Source organism: Sinisalibacter aestuarii, assembly GCF_027923545.1.
In the GTDB taxonomy this organism is placed as follows: Bacteria; Pseudomonadota; Alphaproteobacteria; order Rhodobacterales; family Rhodobacteraceae; genus Sinisalibacter; species Sinisalibacter aestuarii.
Window position 1 is genome coordinate 25,985 of record NZ_BROH01000005.1, and the last position, 17,861, is coordinate 43,845.

Genomic DNA, 17,861 nt, shown 5'->3' on the forward strand with positions numbered 1-17,861 from the left:
GCTCCGCCTCCGGCGCGCGGCCAACAGGTCTCTGTCTCGTCCTGCGAGACATGTCCTACCCCTCGCAAAAGCGCTTCCCCGATGACCTCGGAAGAAATCGCTTCCCGCCCCCGCGTTCCGGTCCGTAAGATAGCCGAACCGGCCAGAAAGATACCCTTTTCAGTCCCTAAGATATGCTAAATAGTCGTCAATCACAAGAAAGGGCCGGGCCGCAGCGATGAGATTTCGGCGCAGAGTGATATTACAGACACTGGCGGGCGGCGCGGCGGCGGCGCTGGCCGGCACCGCGCCTTCAACGGCGCAGCAGGGCGCGGCGACGACCCTCGTCGTGATCCTGCTCGACCGCGATGGCAGCGCCGGCGCCGGGCCGCGCGGCGAGGCGCTGGACAGCTTCGCGCGCCAGGGCATCCCGGTGGGATATGCCAGCGGCGCGGCCCTGCCCTTTCGCCCCGGGACGGGTGTGGAGCCGCTGCTCTGGTCTGCCGATGCGCTCACCCTCACCCGCTATTTCCAGGCCCGCCGCCTCTCCGATGCCCGCGCCGCGCTTGCCGCCGGGCTGACCGGCACGGGCGCGCCGTGGGCCCTGGCCGGGCCGGACCCGGGCGGGCCGCTCGCGCTCGCGGGGTTGAGCCCGCCGGGGCTGCGCTATGCCTATCTGGTCCCCGAGGAGAGCGCACCGGGCTGGGTCGAGAGCCACCCCGGCCGTGTGGCCGCCGCGCGGGGCGGGCATCTGGTGCGGGCAGGAGCGGGCGCACAGGAGGCGGCGCGCGCCTTTCTCACACAGGCGGTGGAAGACCCCGCTCAGGTTCACGCCACGCTGTATCTCGATCTCGCCGGCCCGGCGGCGGAGGTGGCGGAGCTCGCGCGCATGCTGGCCAAAGCCGTGGCAGAGCGGATCGCGGCGGGCCATGCGGTGCCGCTCGCGCCATCGGAACTCGCCGCGCGCCATACCGGGCATTATCAGCGGCTGGTCGGGATACGGCTCGATCCGCCGCCGGGCGCGACGCCGCAAGAGCCGTCGCTCGTGGCGATGGAGGCGGCGTTGCGCGCGGCAGGGATCGCCTATTCGGTCGCCCGCGATGCGCCCGAAACGCTGGGGCCAGCCGATGTGATCCGCCTCGACGGCGCCGATCCCGCGATAATCGGGGCGGCGCGCGGGCGGCTCTGCGCCGCGGTGACACCCGAAAACCCGGCAGCCGCCCCGGCCCTCGCCGCCGCCGGGATCGCCGCCGCAACCGGGGCCGCGCCGCCCGCCTTTCGCGGGATCGACGGCACCGGGCTTACCCATCTCGGCCCGGTCTACCCGGTGCGTGCCGCACAGGATATCGAGGCGATGATGGCCGGGCTGGCGCTGGCCGAAGACCCGATCGTCGCCATCGACACAGAGGCCCTCGCCCTGCCCGCCCTGCGCAACGCCGCGCTGGTGGCGCTGCGGCGGCTGGCCGAGCTTGCCGGCACGCGGCTCGTCGACATGGCGGAATACACGACCCTGATCCGCGCCGCCGACGCGCTGAGCGAAACCATGCGCGCCACCCGCAGCGCCGCCCCGGCCATCGCCGCCCGCCCCGCACCGGCGCCCGATGCCCCGGCCCGCGCCGCGCTGATGGCCGATGCGCGCCGGGCCTGGGCCTATTTCGAGGCCACCACAAACAGCCGGACCGGCCTGCCGGCCACCACCGTCGCCTTCACGCCCGAGGGCGAGCCGGGCACCGAGCATGACGAGATGACCCAATGGGATGCCGGCTCGGCGATCTTCGCCAATGTCGCAGCCTATCGTCTCGGGCTGGTCACTCCGGACGACTTCGCCACCTGGCGCGGCAAGCTGCTCGCCGCGCTCGCCGCCAGCACCCTGACCGCGCCGCGCCTGCCGCGCGCCACCTTCGACATCGGCGCGCCCTGGCGCGGCTCGTCGGACTTCAATATCTGCGACACCGCCCGGCTGCTCTCGGCGCTGAAGGCGCTCGACCGGCTCTCGCCCGATGGCGACAGCGAGCTGCGCGCGCTGGTCGCGGGCTGGGAGTTCGGGGCGGTGCTGGCCGATGGCGTGGCCCATTCCATCGGGCGCGGCGTGCCGGTCCCGGTCGATGACACGCATTGCACGAGCTACATCAAGCACGCGCTCGGGCTCTGGGGCTATTCCGTCGCCTCGCAATACGACATCTACCGCGACGGCACGACCGAGGCCGATGCCTGGATGCATCTGCTCACCCGTGTGGGCGAAATCGGGCCGTTCGGGGCCGAACCGCTGTTGCTCGAAGCGGTGGAGCTGGGGCTCGACCGGCCCTCGCAGGTGCTGCGCGACGTGCTCTTCGCCGCCCAGATCGCGCGCACCGGCGAAACCGGCCAGCTCTGCGCGCCGTCCGAGGGGCCGATGGAGCGGCCGCCCTGGTTCACCTATCAGGGCCTGCGGGTGGATCACACCGGGCCGAAACGCTGGGATGTGATCTCGCTCGATCCGGGCGGCGCCGAACACACGGCGAACTTTCGCGACGCGGTATGGATGGTGACGGGCAAGGCCGCCTTTCTCTGGGCCGCCGCCCATCCGCATCCCTACAGCGACCGGTTGCTGGCCTATATCCGGGCGCATGGCGCGCTGCCCACGGGCTTTGCCAGCGGCGTCTACACCGCCACCGACGCGCCGACGCCGGGCTACAGCGATGTCAACACCAACGGGGTGATCCTGACCGCCATCGCCAGAATGCTGGGCAGCCCGGCCTGAGCCGGGCCGCGCCGGTTATTCCGCCGGCTGCTCGCCGTGGCCTTCGTCGGGCGCCGCCGGCATCAGCCGCGAGACCCTCTTGCCGAAACCGTCGACATAGGTCAGCAGCACCGGCACCACCACCAGCGTCAGCAACGACGACGAGATCAGCCCGCCGATCACCGCATGGGCCATCGAGGCGTTCTGCCCCGAGCCGCCATGCAGGTTGAGCGCCAGCGGCAACATCCCGAAGATCATCGCCAGCGTGGTCATCACGATGGGGCGGAAGCGGGTGCGCCCGGCGATCACCAGCGCGTTCCACAGATTGTCGCCCGCCTTCACATGGTGATTGGCATTGTCCACCAGCAGGATCGCGTTCTTGGTCACCAGACCCATCAGCATGATGAAACCGATGATCGAGAAGATGTTGATCGTCGAGCCGAAGATCAGCAGGCCGATCGCCACCCCGATCAGCGCCAGCGGCAACGACGACATGATCGCGAAGGGCTGCAGGAACGAGCCGAATTGCGAGGCGAGCACGAGATAGATGAAGATCACCGCAAGCCCGAGCGCGGCGGCGGCGGCCACCAGCGAATCCGCCATATCCTGCCCCTCGCCGCCGGTTGCCACGCGGTAGCCCAGCGGCACGTCCAACGCATCCATCGCCGCCTGCACCTGCGCGGTGACCGCGCCGATGGTCACGCCGTCGAGGCTCGCGGTCACCCGCACCGCGCGGTCGCGGTCGATGCGGTTGATCTCGCCGGGGCCTTCCGATTGCACCACTTCGGCCACCTGATCGAGCCGGATCGTGCCGCCGCCCGCCTGGGCGATGGGCAGCGCGCCGAGCGCGGTGGCGTCATTGCGCGCGGCGGCCGGCAGGCGGACCACCACGTCAAGGCTGTCGCCCTGCGGCGAGGTCCATTCCGAAACGGTCTGGCCGCCGAGCATCGGCTTCAGCGTATTGCCCACCGAGGCAAGCGAGACGCCAAGGTCCGACGCCGTATCGCGGTCGATGCGGATGCCGAGCGTGGGCTGCGGATCGTCGAGCGTGGTCGCGACATCGGCCAGCCCCTCGACTTCGCTGAGCTTCGCCTTCAGCTCCGCCGCAAGCTGGGCGAGCACATCGAGGTTCGGCCCGTAGATCGCCACGTCGACCGGCTGCATCGCCGGACCCATGCCGTTCGACGAGCCGATGACGAAGGTCGCGCCGGGGATCGACTTGAGCACCTGGCGGGCGGGCGCGGTCAGCTCGTTCGGGGTGCGCTCGCGTTCATCCGAGGGCACGAGGCGCACCACGATAGTGGCATTGTTGTCGCCGCTGGTGGTGCCGGAGTTGATCGTCGCATAGGTGCCCAGCACCTCCGGCAGCTCGGAGCGCAGCAGCGCGTCGACCTGGGCGATCTTCTCCGCCGTGCGTTCGATGGAGGTGCCGACCGGGGTCGACATTTCGACCTGGAACTCACCGGTATCGGCGGGCGGAACGAACTCGCCGCCGACCTGCGAGAAGATGCCTATGCCACCCGCGAAGGCGAGGAAGGCCACGAGCAGGGTCGATTTGCGGAACCGCAGCGCGACTTTCAGAAGCGCAACGTAGCGGTTGCCGAGCCAGACGAAGAATTCGTCGAACTTCTCGACCGCGCGCCCGATCGGCCCGCGCTTCACCTTCGGATCCACCGAGGGATCGTACCAGACCGACGACATCATCGGGTCCAGCGTGAAGGACACGAAGAGCGAAATCAGCACCGCAACCGAGACGGTGACGCCGAATTGCAGGAAGAACCGCCCGAGGATGCCCTCCATGAAGGCCACCGGCAGGAACACGGCGACGATGGACAAGGTGGTGGCAAGCACGGCAAGGCCGATTTCGTTGGTGCCTTCCAGCGCCGCGCGCCGGTGGCTCTTGCCCATATGCAGGTGCCGCATGATGTTTTCGCGCACCACGATCGCATCGTCGATCAAGATGCCGACGGCCAGCGAAAGCGCCATGAGGCTCATCATGTTGAGCGTGAAGCCGAGGAAGTAGATCGCCGTCATCGTGCCGATGATCGAAATCGGCAGCGTGAGCCCGGTGATGACCGTGGAACGCCAGGAATTGAGGAACAGGAACACGATAAAGGTCGCCAGCGCCGCCCCTTCGAGGATCATGCTCTGAACCGAATGGAAGCTTTCGACCACCGGCTCGGCATTGTTGCGCAGGATCTCGATCTTGATATCGGCCAGCGCATCGTCATCGTTCATTTCGGCGATCACCGCCTCGATGTCTTCAGCCACCGAGACGGTGTTGGCGCCTTGCGTCTTGACCACGTCGATGGCCAGCGCGTCTTCGCCGTTGAGCATGGCGACGGAGCTGCGCTCCGCCAGCCGCGCCTCGACGGCGGCGATATCGCCCAGCCGGATCGGCTGGCCGCCCCGGCGGGTGACGATCACGTCCTGAAAGTCGCGGATGCTCGCGATCTTGCCTTCGACCTGCACCGAGGTGCTCTCGCGCTCGTCGGTGATCGCGCCTGCGGGCAAGTCCTGGTTTTCCGAGGCCAGCGCCGTGGTCACCTCCGACACACCGACAGCCAGGGCGGTCAGCCGGTCCGGGTCGATATCCACATGCACTTCGCCGGATCGTCCGCCGACGACCGAGGCCCGCCCGACGCCCTTGATATTGGCGAGGCGCTTGGCGATCACGTCTTCGGTGATCTCGGTGAGCGCGCCGATATCGAGCGTATCCGAACTGATGCCGACCGACATCACCGGCAATTCGCCCGGATCGAAGCGCAGGATCTGCGGATCGTCGGCATTGTCGGGCAGCGTCCCGGAAATCTGGGCGACCTTGTCGCGCACTTCCTGGGCGGCCTGGGCGGATTCGACCTCAAGGTCGAAAATGATGATCACGATCGACGAGCCGGTGAGCGCCGTGCTCTCGATCGAGTCGATCCCGGCGAGCGTCGATACCGCATCCTCGATCGGTTCGATGATGTCGCTTTCCACCGCCTCGGGCGACGCGCCGGGGTAGGAGGTGACCACGGCCACGACCGGAAAATCCACATCGGGCAATTGCTCGATCGGCAGACGGGAATAGGAGAAGGCGCCGATCACCACCATGGCGATCATCACCATGGTGGCAAAAACGGGCTGGCTGACGGAAATACGGGTAAGGATCATTGGCCGATCTCCACAAGTTCCACCGTGTCGCCCGGCTGCAGTTCCGGCAGCGGCTCGGTGACCACCATATCGCCCGGCTCAAGGCCGGAGGCGATCTCGATCACCGCGCCCGCGTCCCAGCTGCGCCCCACCTCGACGGCGCGCCGCTCAACCTTGTCTCCGGCCACCACGATCACATGGGCGCCCTCGGCATCGTGGCGCAGCGCACCCGCCGGTACGCCGATCCCGTCGGCGCGGGCCTCCAGCACGATCCGGCCCGAGGCGAACATGCCGCCGCGCAGCTCGCCGGTTTCGTTCTCCAGCGCCACATAGACGGGCAGCATCCGGCTGCCTTCGAGCGCGACCGGGCTCACCCGCTCGACCTTGCCCCTGAACACGCGATCACCGAAGCCTTCCACCGTCAGGTCCACATCGAGCCCCGGCGCAAGGTCGGGGGCATAGGCCACCGGCGCATTGGCTTCGACTTCGAGCGAGGTGAGATCGACCAGCGTCACCAGCGCCGACCCGGTGGCGGCGAATTCGCCGGGATCGACCGCGCGGACCGAAACCACGCCGCTGAACGGTGCACGCACCAGCGCATTGTCGCGCGAGCGCTGAGCCGAGGCGACGAGCGTATCCTGCGCCGCCAGGGTGGCGGTGAGCTGATCGAGCGCCGAGCGGACGGCGGTCAGCGTGTTGCTCGCCGAAAGACCACGCTCGACGAGATCCTGCGTCCGTTCGAAATCGGTGCGGGCCTTCTCAAGCTGCACCCGCGTCGCCTCGGCATTTGCCCTGGCCTGGGTGAGCGCGATGTCGAGCGCCTCGGTGTCGAAGCGCACCAGCACATCGCCAAGCTCCACCCGCTCGCCCTCGCGCACCGCCACGGATTCAACCCGCGCCGTCACCTCCGACGAGATATGCACCTGCCGCGCCGGCGCGAGCGAGCCGGTGATCTTCAGCGTCTCCACCAGCGTCGAGGGGGCGACCGCGGTCACCTCGAAAGGCGCAAGCTGGATGATCGCGGCACGCGCCGCGCGGGCATCGGCTTCGGCCTGCGCCTCGGCCTCGGCGGCGGCACGCTGGGCCTGCATCTCGGCAAACTGGCCGCTCTGCACGAACCAGCCGGCCCCGGCGACAAGCACCACCAGCACGATCAGCCAGAAAATCCAGCGCCGCCGCTTTTTCGGCGGCTGGCCCGCGGCCACACGGGCGGCATTTTCGCGTTCGCGCTTGCTCATCGCCCAATCGGGCTTGGCCTCATCCTTGCTCATCTGGTCACTCTTCTTTGTATATGTTGTGGGCGGGCTTGCGTCTGCCGCAGAGCCTTGCCCTCCATTCATCCAGAAACTGGGCACTTTCACGGTGGAACCGCGCCAGGTTTTCGACCCGGCCGCGCGCGGCGGCCTCGTCGTCGGGGAAATCGACCGCAATCGTCTCGATCGCATCGGCACTGGCGCGAAAGCGCTCGGCCATGATGCTCAGCGTGTGCAGCCCCGGCTCATCCACGGCCGCAAACCCATCCTGACGCTGGCCCAGCGCCGAAACCCTGTGCACAAGCCCGCGCTGTTCCAGCAGCCGGGCATTCGTGCTGGCCGAGCCCTTGGAAATCTTCAGCGCCTGTGTCATCTGGGTCAGTGTGCGCGGCGCGCCCTCGACGATCAGATAGCCGAGGATCTGCCCCGCGATACGGGGGGCGCCCTCGGTCTGGGAAAACAATCCCATCTGTTCGATGAATAGTTCGCGCGCGCTGCTCATGGCGCACCCGATAGACGATTCTATCGGTACGTTCAATACAGACTGAACGAATTGAACGGCGGTACAGCCCGGCTGCTGCATGGCAACCGTCACGTTCAACCCGCGCTGGCGAGATTCACGACCAGCGCGCTTTGATATGTTGCACCTTAGTCTTGATACGCGAAAGAAATCCGGAATGTCTGGCCTTGGCTTTGCGCTTGGCCCGCTCCACATCGTGCGCGCGGGGATCCAAATCAGACGCTATCGAAATCAGCTCATCAGCCAAATCGGCGCCGAGAATTTCGGGTTTCAACATCGCAAATAGCGATCTCTTTCTAACCCGGCCCTCCAGTTCAATCAGCCTACGGGCAAGGTCTTCAGGGTTTGTCTTCGATATGCTCGACAATATGCGGTACAGGTTCTCTCGCTCGTACTCACCAAAACCTGTATTCACAAGCACATCTGGATAGCGCGAGAAATCGTCGTGAAATTCAAATCCTTGCAGTCTTTCTTCTAGCGCCTGATTAGAGTTCTTGAACGCCGCATAGAATTCGCGCGCCTGGTTGTGTGTGGGCAAAAACTTGTGATGGTCTGCGGTAAGCACGCCGTCCCGATGGATTCGTTTGACAAAACGCTGGCCTACTCCCCGTTGGCGGAGATTATAGATCAATTTGATCTGGTTGGCACCGAGTGCTGCGTTTACATCATCCTGCGTGTGACAAAGATCGATGTTCAGAATCTCAGCAAAATCGGCAACAATATCTCCATTCACAAGGCGGTCACGACGATACTCATGTACGCGCAGTTGAGCATTTGGAAACGCTGAAGCCCATGCTGCAAGCTTTGAGTCAAAATCTAGATATCCAATGACTTGGGAATTGAGCGCAGGGAGCGGATCTGCCTCAAACCCAAATACCCACGCCGACTGGATCGTCTTCGCACCCTGCGCCTTGTGCGAAGCCGCCAGTTCATCTTGGCGCCGCAGATAGGCAACGATAACGATATTATCAAATAGATCATAAACTATCCCAGCGAATGGTCGGATTTCCGGCTCGTCCAGAAAAAACAAGTCTTCAGCGGAAAGAATCACGTTCTCGTATTTGGAGTCCAGCGCCGCGCGCATATCCTTCAATCCTTGCGGTCGAATACTAAACGGGCAATCAGCGTGTTGATCGAAGCGGAATACAAATCCCCAATTCAGAGGGGAACCGGGCCGAAAGGCGAAATCCCACCCACTTCGCCGCAGAGCCGACAAGGATTCGTGGCATGCCATTTGAACGGCGGTCGTGCCTGTCTTGTGGGCCCCGATATGCAAGTACAACGTTCTGGACATATCTGTCGTTTTATCCCCATTTCTTTGGCAACGAACTGTGGCTCCTTTCATGTTGCCACTCCGCGCCGTGATGTAGACCAACCATCATCGGAACCATTTTCGCAATATGGCAGTCGCAAACATGCAATTTCCGCCCAAACTACGCTACTTGCTGACGCGAACAAGCAGATACAGTCTGAGAAGGCCATGATGCAGATGCCCCTCCCCCTCACCCGCGACCTGGTGCTGATCGGCGGCGGCCATACCCACGCGCTGGTGGCGCGGATGTGGGGGATGACGCCGCTCGAAGGCACGCGGGTGACGCTGATCAACCCCGGTCCCACCGCGCCCTATTCGGGCATGTTGCCGGGCCATATCGCGGGGCATTACAGCCGCGAGGCGCTGGATATCGACCTGGTGAAGCTCACCCGCTTCGCCGGCGCCCGGCTGGTGCTGGGCGCGGCCACGGCGATCGACCCGGTGGCGAAGGTGGTCACCGTCGCTGGCCATGGCGAGATCGGCTATGACGTGGCCTCGATCAATATCGGCATTCATACCGAGATGCCCGTGATCCCCGGTTTCACCGAGCACGCGCTCGGGGCCAAGCCGCTCGACACGTATACAAGCCGCTGGCGCGATTTTCTCGCCGCGGCGCAGGCAGGCGAGGTGGCGCCGGACGTGGCGGTGATCGGCGCGGGCGTGGCCGGGGTGGAGCTGGCGCTGGCCTCGGCCCATGCCTTGCGCGCGGCGGTCGGCCCGGCGGCGCGGGTGGCGATCATCGAGGCCGGGCCGGAGATTGCCGGCAGAAACCCCGAAACCACGCGGCGGCTGCGCACGGCGATGGCAGAATATGGCGTGGCGATCCACACCCGGGCGGAGGTGGTGCGCATCCATGCGGACGGGGTGGAGCTGGCCGATGGCGAGGTGATCCGCTCGCGCTTCACGCTGGGCACCGCCGGGGCCAACGCCCATGGCTGGCTTGCCGGCAGCCCCCTGCCGCTCACCGAAGAGGGTTTCGTGACGGTCGACAGCCATCTGCGCGTGGACGGGCATTGGGATCTGTTCGCCGCCGGCGACTGTGCCCATCTCACCCATGCGCCGCGCCCGAAGGCCGGGGTCTATGCCGTGCGGGAAGCGCCGGTTTTGCTGCACAACCTGCGCGCGGTGCTCGCCGGCAGCGGCAAGACCAAGGCCTATCGCCCGCAGAAGGATTACCTGAAGCTGGTCTCGCTCGGGCAAAAATCGGCTCTGGCGGAAAAATGGGGCCGGACGATCTCTGGCCCGCTGCTCTGGCGCTGGAAAAACCGGATCGACACGAAGTTCATGAGGATGTTTCAGGAACTGCCGCAGATGACGCCCGATAAGCTGCCGCGCGCGCTGACCGATGGGGTGGCGGCGGAGCTGGCCGGCGAGCACAAACCGCTCTGCGCCGGTTGCGGCTCGAAGGTCGGGCCGGGCACGCTGAGCGCCGCGCTGGCCGGGCTGCCCGCCATCGGCCGGGCGGATGTACTGACCGGGCCGGGCGACGATGCGGCGGTGCTGGCTTTGGGCGGGGCGAAGCAGGTGATCACCACCGATCATCTGCGCGCCTTCACCGATGATCCCTATCTGCTGGCGAAGATCGCCGCCGTGCACGCGCTTGGCGATGTCTGGGCGATGGGCGCCGCGCCGCAGGCCGCGCTGGCGAGCGTGATCCTGCCGCGCATGGCCCAGCCGCTGCAGGCGCGCAGCATGGGCGAGGTGATGCGCGCGGCGCAGGAGGTGTTCGGCGCCGCCGGGGCCGAAATCGTCGGCGGCCATTCCACGATGGGGGCCGAGATGACGCTGGGCTTTACCATCACCGGGCTGGTCACGGGCGCCGCGATCACCAATGCGGGCGCAAGGCCGGGAGACGTTGCGATCCTGACCCGCCCGATCGGCACCGGCACGCTCCTCGCCGCCGAGATGCTGGGCCAGGCCGACGGGCGCGACGTGGCGGCAATGCTCACCGCGATGGCACGCCCCCAAGGCGACGCCGCCGCGCTGCTCGCCCCCCATGCCCATGCGATGACCGACGTGACCGGCTTTGGCCTCGCCGGGCATATGTGGGCGATCTGCACAGCCTCGGGCGTGGCGGGCGAGATCGAGGCAGACGCCGTGCCGCTCTACCCCGGCGCGCTGGCGCTGGCCGAGGCCGGGCACCGCTCGTCGATCTGGGAGGCCAACCGCGCCGCCGCGCCCGTGGCCGGGGCGGAGGGCGCGCGCGGGGCGCTGCTGCACGATCCGCAGACCGCCGGGGGCTTTCTCGCGGCGGTGGCGGCGGCAGAGGCCGGCGCGCTCGTCGCGGCGCTGCGGGCAGCCGGGCACGACGCGGCGGCAATCGGTCGGTTCACGGCGGGCGCACCGGGGTTGCGGGCGATCTAGGGCGAGACCTGCCGGGCGGCAGGGCTGCCGAAGCGCCTGAGCGGAGGTCCACTTATCCGGAGAAGTGGATTTTGTCGCCGCCGGTCATCCGGGTATCCGTCATCAACCGGCCATGTCTCCACTTATCCGGATAAGTGGATATGGAGCGCATCCATAAAGCACCGAAATCCATAAGGAAATTCGCGCATTCACGTGGACGTTCACATTTGATTAACGCATTTCGCCTGCCGGACGAGCGTCCGCAAGCGGAGCCAACCGCGCCTGTCCCCGCCCGATACAAGGCCTGGTCACCGCCGGTCATGCCGGTATCCGCCACCAACCGGCCCCGCCTCCACTTATCCGGATAAGTGGATATGGAGAGCCCCCGTAGCGCACGGAAAAACAAAGGGAAATTCCCAGGCCCTCCTGGACGTTTACATTTGCTTAACGCTGCCCGCCTCCCGCGTCGGGCCTGCATCTGCGGGCAGGGCCACCCGCGCCCTAGCCGCGCCCGATATAGGGCATCGTCGTCGCCATGATCGTCATGAAGGGCACGTTGGCCTCCGGTGGCAGGGTCGCCATCAGCCAGACCGCGTCGACCACCTCTTTCACGTCCATCACCGGCGGCGGCGTCTCGCCCGCCGCCACGGCGCGGTCGATGATGCCCTGCAACAGTTCAGTGCGGGCATTGCCGATGTCGATCTGGCCCGCAGCGATGCCGAACGGGCGGCCATCGAGCGACAGGGTCTTGGTCAGCCCGGTGATCGCATGTTTCGTCGTCGTGTAGCTGGCCGAGCCTTCGCGCGGCGAATGGGCCGAGAGCGAACCGTTGTTGATGATCCGCCCGCCCTGCGGGTTCTGCCGCCGCATCTGGCCGAAGGCGGCGCGGGCGCAGAGGAACATCGCGTCGAGATTCACCGCCAGCGCCCTGCGCCAATCCTCCAGCGGGATTTCATCAATCGGCGCGGCGGGGGTGAAGATGCCGGCATTGTTGAACACCACGTCAAGCCGCCCTGCCCGCGCCGCAAACGCCGCGAAGACCCGATCGACCGCCGCCGCATCGGTCACATCCGCCGGCAGCACCACGGCGCGCGCGTGGCCCGCCGCCACCTCTTCGAGCAGGGCCGCGCGGCGGGCGACGAGGCCCACCCACCAGCCCTCGGCGAGAAACCGTTCGGCCACCGCGCGGCCGATCCCGGCGCTGGCGCCGGTGATGAGGATGCTATGCGCCATCGCTCTGGCGCTCCAGTTCCAGCGGCGCGGCGGCGACCACGAGGTCGGAGGTGCCCAGCACCGCCTGCGGGCGGGCAAGGGCATAGCGGGTGACCCAATGCAGCCGCGTTTCCGCCCGGGTGATCGCCACATAGGCGAGCCGCTTCCACAGCGGAATGCCCGCCTCGATCCGGCCCGCCCGGGCAGCGGCATAGAGATCGGGCGCGAATACCTGCACCTCGGGCCATTGCGAGCCCTGCGCCTTGTGGATCGTCACCGCCGCACCATGCAGGAAGGCGGCGCCCATCGTGGCCGCGAAGGGAATGAACGGCTCTTCCTCTCCCGGCTTCTCGATCTTGACGATGGAGGCCACCGAGATGCGCGGATCTTCCGCCCCGACGACATGCAGCCGCGAAAAGCCCGGCTTGCGGCCCGGCCCGAGATAGACCACTTGCGCGCCCTTGATCAGACCCTTCGCCTCCAGTTCGATGCGCCGCTTGCGGTGCTTGAGCGGCAGCTCGATGCCGTCACAGATCAGCGGCTCACCGGGCAAGAGCTCATGCTCCGGCGCGCCATGGGCGGCGCGGAAGGCATGGATCAGGCGAATGCGGGTGACGTTGCGCCAGACCAGCACCGGCGAGCGCGCCATCAGATCGGCATCGGCGCGCGGCGCGACCACCACCCGGTCATCGCGCCGGGCGGCGTCTTCGATCATCCGTTCGAAGGTATCGAAGGTCAGACTTTCGTCGCCCAAAGCATGGGCGAGGTCCAGGATCGGGCTGTCGGTCTCTTGCCGGTGGATACGGTGCAGCTCGCATTTGCGCGGATCGGGGAAGCTGTCGAACACCATCTCGCCGGACTGGCCGACGGGGGCAAGCTGCGCCGGGTCGCCGAACAGAACCAGCGTGGGAAAGATCTCCTTCAGATCGTCGAACTGCTTTTCATCGAGCATCGAGCTTTCGTCGACGAAACCGATATCGAGCGGATCTTCGCGCCGCTTCCAGCCGGCGATGAAATCCGAGCCGCGCAACCCCGCCGCCGCGAGCGCGCCCGGGATCGACTTCTGCGCCTGATAGAAGGCATAGGCGCGCTCCAGCGCCAGATCGGTCAGCCCCTCGACCTCGGGCTTCTCGCCCTGTCCGGCGAGCCATTCGGCAAGCGCTTCATATTCCGGCGCATAGACCGGGGTGTAGAGGATGCGGTGAATCGTGGTCGCCGGCACGCCACGGTTGCGCAGCACGCTCGCTGCCTTGTTGGTCGGCGCGAGAATGGCCAGCGTGCGCCGGTCCTTGCGCCGCTTGCCCTCCCAGTCGCCCGACACGATATCGACACCCGCCTCGGTCAGCGCCTTGGTGAACTCGGCCAGAAGCAGCGTCTTGCCCGACCCCGCCTTGCCGACCACAGCCATCACCTGTTCGCGCCTGTCGGCGGCGGGCAGCAGCGTGCCCTCGTCGATATCGACGCCCGCGCCGCGCAGCAACTCGGCCAGGCGGTCATGGGCCTCGGCCTGGTCTTCGGAAAAGGTCAGCGCAGGGGCAGTCATGCGCGCGACCCTAGCCTGCGCGCAGGCCGGGGGAAAGGCGCTTCACGCCCGATCGGTCAGCCCCGGCCGGTAAACAGCCAGGTCACCTTGTTCGTGCCGGGATCGCGCGGGGCGGTGCCCTCGTCGGCCTCGCCTGCCGGGGCGATTGACGCGGTTTCGGCCAATGCGATGAGCATGGCATCCTCCAGGCTGGCGGCGGTGGCGGGCAGCCCGCCCATCTCGGCATAGGCCCTGAGATCGGCCAAGACATCAACGATCCAATCCTGCGCCATATGAGGCTCCCCCTTCTCCACAGCAGAATACAACCATAGCATGTATCCCCTTGTCGCCCCATTCGCGGACTCCCAGCCCTGACAGGCCCGGATCCGCGCATCGGCCCGGCGCATACCGGGGCAGAACAGGACAGGAACAACCAGAAGGCGAACCAATTAAAATTTGATGAAAACCGGAACGAAAAGGGGCCCCGCATGGCGGAGCCCCCAATCGCAATGCGGTGTCTTTGCCGGATCAGGCGGCGGGGCCGGCCTCCAGCACGTCGTCCAGCGTGCGCAGGCCGGTGGTGGGGGCCTGCACCAGCACCGCCATGTTGCCGGGCTTGTGCTGGTTGCGCCGCATCCGCATATGGGCCTCGGGGATGTCCTCCCATGTAAAGACCTCCGACATCGCCGGGTCGATCCGCCGTTCCACCATCAGCCGGTTGGCCGCCGCCGCCTGCTTGAGATGGGCGAAATGCGAGCCCTGAATGCGCTTCTGGTGCATCCAGACATAGCGGGCGTCCATCGTCAGGTTGAAGCCCGAGGTGCCGGCGCAGATCACCACCATGCCACCGCGCTTCACGATGAATGTGGAAACCGGGAAGGTGGCCTCGCCCGGATGCTCGAACACCATATCGACGTTCACACCCTTGCCGGTGATATCCCAGATCGCCTTGCCGAACTTGCGCACCTCGCCGAACCAGTCCTTGTATTCCTGCGAATTGACCTTGGGCAATTGGCCCCAGCATTTGAAATCGTTGCGGTTGATCACGCCCTTCGCGCCCAGACCCATGACGAAATCGCGTTTCGACTCGTCCGAGATCACGCCGATGGCGTTGCCGCCCGCCGTGTTGATAAGCTGGATGGCGAAGGAGCCAAGCCCGCCCGAGGCGCCCCAGACCAGCACGTTTTGCCCCGGCTTCAGCTCATGCGGGTGGTGGCCGAAGAGCATCCGGTAGGCGGTGGCCAGCGTGAGCGTGTAGCAGGCGCTTTCCTCCCAGGTCAGGTGTTTGGGGCGCGGCAGAAGCTGCTGGGCCTGCACCCGGGTGAACTGGGCGAAGGATCCGTCGGGGGTTTCGTAGCCCCAGATCCGCTGGGTGGGCGAGAACATCGGGTCGCCGCCATTGGTTTCCTCGTCGTCGCCATCGTCCTGGTTGCAGTGGATGACCACCTCGTCGCCCACCTTCCAGCTTTTCACCTTGGAGCCGACCTTCCAGACGATCCCCGACGCATCGGAGCCGGCGATATGATAGGGCGCCTTGTGCACGTCGAAGGTCGATACCGGCTCGCCCAGCGCAGCCCAGATGCCGTTGTAGTTGACGCCCGCGGCCATCACCAGCACCAGCACCTCGTGGGTGTCGATCTCGGGCACGTCCACCACCTCGACCTGCATCGCCTTATCCGGCTCGCCGTGGCGTTCGCGGCGGATCGCCCAGGCATACATCTGCTTCGGCACATGGCCCATCGGCGGCATTTCACCGATCTCGTAGAGGTCTTTCTTGGGCGCGTCGTAATCGGCGTTCGCCGGGGTCGTATCGAGGGCCATCGGGGGATTCCTCATGCTGGTCCGAGTCATTTGCCGCGATGCAGAATCGCGGCTGCTACTGCAGCATTACGAACGAGCCCGCAAGATTGCAACAGTAGTTGCGAAGATTTTGAAACTTTATGTCGTGCTTGACGTAACGTCAGGCAATACCTCCGTCTCCGGCGAAACCACGGCCTCCGGCGTCGGGATCGCCTCCGACAGATGGGCGATGGAATTGGCGTAGAAGGTCAGCAGCGCCCTGTCCGGCGGGTTGATGCGGTACTGCCCGTCATCGCCGGAGATGATCCGGCGCAGCTCCAGCAGGCGCAGCCCCACCTCGACGGCATAATCGAGATCACCGCGCGGCATGTGAATATGGGCGCCATGCGCCTCCATGTCGGCCACCAGCGCGGCGAAGCGGTCGGCGATTTCGGCGTGTGTGCGGCCATCCTGCTCCAGCAGAACCGCCGCCACGACCGGCACGGGCAGCACCGGCACCACCGCCCGGATGCGCGCCATCAGCGTGCGCGCGAGCAGCCCCGTCGGCGCCCCGGCCACCTGTGGATTGCCGGTGAGAAAGTCGGCAAGCGAGAGCGGCTGGCCGAAGCTCACGCTGGCATAGCCGAAGCGGTGAAACTTGCCGGTGAGGCGCTGCCACAGATGCTTGCCGATATGCCGCGCCGCATCGCGCCAGCGCAGCCGGAATTTGCGCTCGCCCGAAATATCGGCGGCCACCAGCACCCGGTCTTCGATCACCCGGTCATAGTTGAGCGCAACGGGAATGAAGACCACATCGCGCCCCTGCCCCGGCACGAAACCGTCGACCATGTAGTTGAGCAGGCCCATGCGCGGCACGCCGACCGCGCCGTTAAGGCTGAGCCCGCCCTCGGGAAACATCGCCTGTGTCGTCCCGCCCGCCGTGGCGATCTGGACATAGCGCGACAGCACCCGGCGATAGAGCGCGTTCTTCGACCGGCGGCGGATGAAATAGGCCCCCATTGCCCGGATCAGCGCCGAGAGCGGCCAGGCCCGCGCCCATTCCCCCACCGCGTAGGACAGGTGCGACCGCTCGGCCGCCAGCCAGGTGACGAGCACATAGTCGATATTCGAGCGGTGGTTCATGACGAAAACCACGGTGGCTTCGGGGTCGATCTTTTCCAGCCCCGCCTCGTCGAAAGCGCCCAGGCGCACCCGGTAGAACCCGCGCGAGATACGCTTGGCGAGCCAGATCGCGAAGCCGAAATAGGCAAAGGCCGAAAAGCGCGGCACGATCTCGCGGGCATAGCGGCGGGCCTGTTCGAAGCCCACCTCTTCCGGCACGCCCTCGTCGCGGGCATAGGCCGAAATCGCCTCGGCCACTTTCGGATCGTAGATCAGCCGCTGGATCATGTCGTGCCGGCGCGCGAGCTTGAACGGCTCGATGGGCCGGGTGAGCCGCCGGTTGAGCTCGGCCACCGCCCGCTCGGCCCGTTTGCGGAAAAACCAGCGCACCGAGGGGAACAGGAAATGCGACGCGAAGGTGACGGCCGCGAAAGCGAGGATCAGGACAAGCGCCCAGAGCGGGAGGGACACCATGCGGTTCATGCCGCGCAACGTCTCACCAAATCCGCGCCGCGTCCAGCCAAAGCGGTGATGCAGGCGGTGCAATCAGGAAAATGTTTCGCCTTCTCATGAGCTTGGGCTAAACTTGATTCGAATGAATAGGGGAAAGGGATTTCAATGGTTTATTCAAAGGTTCGTGCGGTGCTCGCCATCGCGCTGGTGATATTTGGCCTGGCCGGCGCGGCCAGCGCCGACAACCTCGACCGACGGGTTCGGATCGTGAACAACACCGGCTACACGATCATTCATTTCTACGGCTCGCATACCGATGCCAATAGCTGGCAGGAAGATATTCTCGGCAACAGCGTCTTGCCCTCGGGCAATTCGGTGACGGTCAATTTCGATGACGGCACCGGCTATTGCATCTTCGACCTGCGCGCGGAATTCGACGATGGCGACGTGCTGGAAAAATTCGGCGTGAATGTCTGCGAGATCGGCACATTCACCTACAATTGAGGGCGGCCCCG

At 66.3% G+C, this 17,861-nt stretch carries 12 protein-coding genes; 3 read left to right on the plus strand and 9 right to left on the minus strand.

Translation table 11 applies throughout. The features are described 5' to 3' along the window. Positions 1 to 235 precede the first annotated feature (235 nt). On the plus strand, positions 236 to 2,719 hold the full coding sequence (locus tag QMG28_RS09760) for a DUF3131 domain-containing protein (protein WP_281842081.1): 2,484 nt from the start codon (positions 236 to 238) through the stop codon (positions 2,717 to 2,719). A 15-nt stretch (positions 2,720 to 2,734) separates the two neighbouring features. On the opposite strand, the gene QMG28_RS09765 is transcribed toward QMG28_RS09760, so the two are convergent. Genes QMG28_RS09765 through QMG28_RS09780 form a run of 4 tightly spaced genes read right to left on the minus strand, consistent with a single transcriptional unit; the run spans position 2,735 to position 8,687 of the window. Beyond that, a complete protein-coding gene (locus QMG28_RS09765; RefSeq protein ID WP_281842082.1) occupies positions 2,735 to 5,851 on the minus strand; it encodes an efflux RND transporter permease subunit in 3,117 nt (1,038 codons plus the stop codon). Further along, positions 5,848 to 7,101, minus strand: coding sequence for an efflux RND transporter periplasmic adaptor subunit (locus tag QMG28_RS09770; RefSeq protein WP_281842084.1), 1,254 nt, complete (start codon positions 7,099 to 7,101; stop codon positions 5,848 to 5,850). The genes QMG28_RS09765 and QMG28_RS09770 overlap by 4 nt, the downstream gene beginning before the upstream one ends. Positions 7,102 to 7,105: 4 nt before the next feature. Beyond that, on the minus strand, positions 7,106 to 7,678 hold the full coding sequence (locus QMG28_RS09775) for a GbsR/MarR family transcriptional regulator (RefSeq protein WP_281842086.1): 573 nt from the start codon (positions 7,676 to 7,678) through the stop codon (positions 7,106 to 7,108). 22 nt (positions 7,679 to 7,700) lie between these two features. Further along, positions 7,701 to 8,687, minus strand: a complete 987-nt coding sequence (locus tag QMG28_RS09780; protein ID WP_281842088.1) for a hypothetical protein — start codon at positions 8,685 to 8,687, stop codon at positions 7,701 to 7,703. Between the two features lie 399 nt (positions 8,688 to 9,086). Here QMG28_RS09780 and selD point away from each other — a divergent pair, with 399 nt between their 5' ends. Continuing rightward, entirely contained in the window at positions 9,087 to 11,279 is a 2,193-nt protein-coding gene (gene selD, locus QMG28_RS09785; RefSeq protein WP_281842089.1) for a selenide, water dikinase SelD, read from the plus strand. Between the two features lie 480 nt (positions 11,280 to 11,759). Here the strand turns inward: selD and QMG28_RS09790 are convergent, their stop codons facing one another. The 5 genes from QMG28_RS09790 to QMG28_RS09810 form a co-directional block, all read right to left on the minus strand. After that, positions 11,760 to 12,491 carry an SDR family oxidoreductase gene (locus QMG28_RS09790; protein WP_281842091.1) on the minus strand — a complete coding sequence of 244 codons (732 nt, stop codon included), beginning with the start codon at positions 12,489 to 12,491 and terminating at the stop codon, positions 11,760 to 11,762. Further along, a complete protein-coding gene (locus QMG28_RS09795; protein ID WP_281842092.1) occupies positions 12,481 to 14,013 on the minus strand; it encodes an ATP-dependent DNA helicase in 1,533 nt (510 codons plus the stop codon). Before QMG28_RS09795 ends, QMG28_RS09790 begins: the two co-directional genes overlap by 11 nt. A gap of 56 nt (positions 14,014 to 14,069) precedes the next feature. Then, positions 14,070 to 14,285, minus strand: coding sequence for a hypothetical protein (locus QMG28_RS09800; RefSeq protein WP_281842093.1), 216 nt, complete (start codon positions 14,283 to 14,285; stop codon positions 14,070 to 14,072). A 235-nt stretch (positions 14,286 to 14,520) separates the two neighbouring features. After that, entirely contained in the window at positions 14,521 to 15,813 is a 1,293-nt protein-coding gene (gene ccrA, locus QMG28_RS09805) for a crotonyl-CoA carboxylase/reductase (protein ID WP_281842094.1), read from the minus strand. A gap of 117 nt (positions 15,814 to 15,930) precedes the next feature. Beyond that, a complete protein-coding gene (locus tag QMG28_RS09810; protein ID WP_281842095.1) occupies positions 15,931 to 17,376 on the minus strand; it encodes a 1-acyl-sn-glycerol-3-phosphate acyltransferase in 1,446 nt (481 codons plus the stop codon). 135 nt (positions 17,377 to 17,511) lie between these two features. Here QMG28_RS09810 and QMG28_RS09815 point away from each other — a divergent pair, with 135 nt between their 5' ends. Then, positions 17,512 to 17,850: a hypothetical protein gene (locus QMG28_RS09815; protein WP_281842096.1), complete on the plus strand. Its 339-nt coding sequence runs from the start codon at positions 17,512 to 17,514 to the stop codon at positions 17,848 to 17,850. Positions 17,851 to 17,861 lie beyond the last annotated feature (11 nt).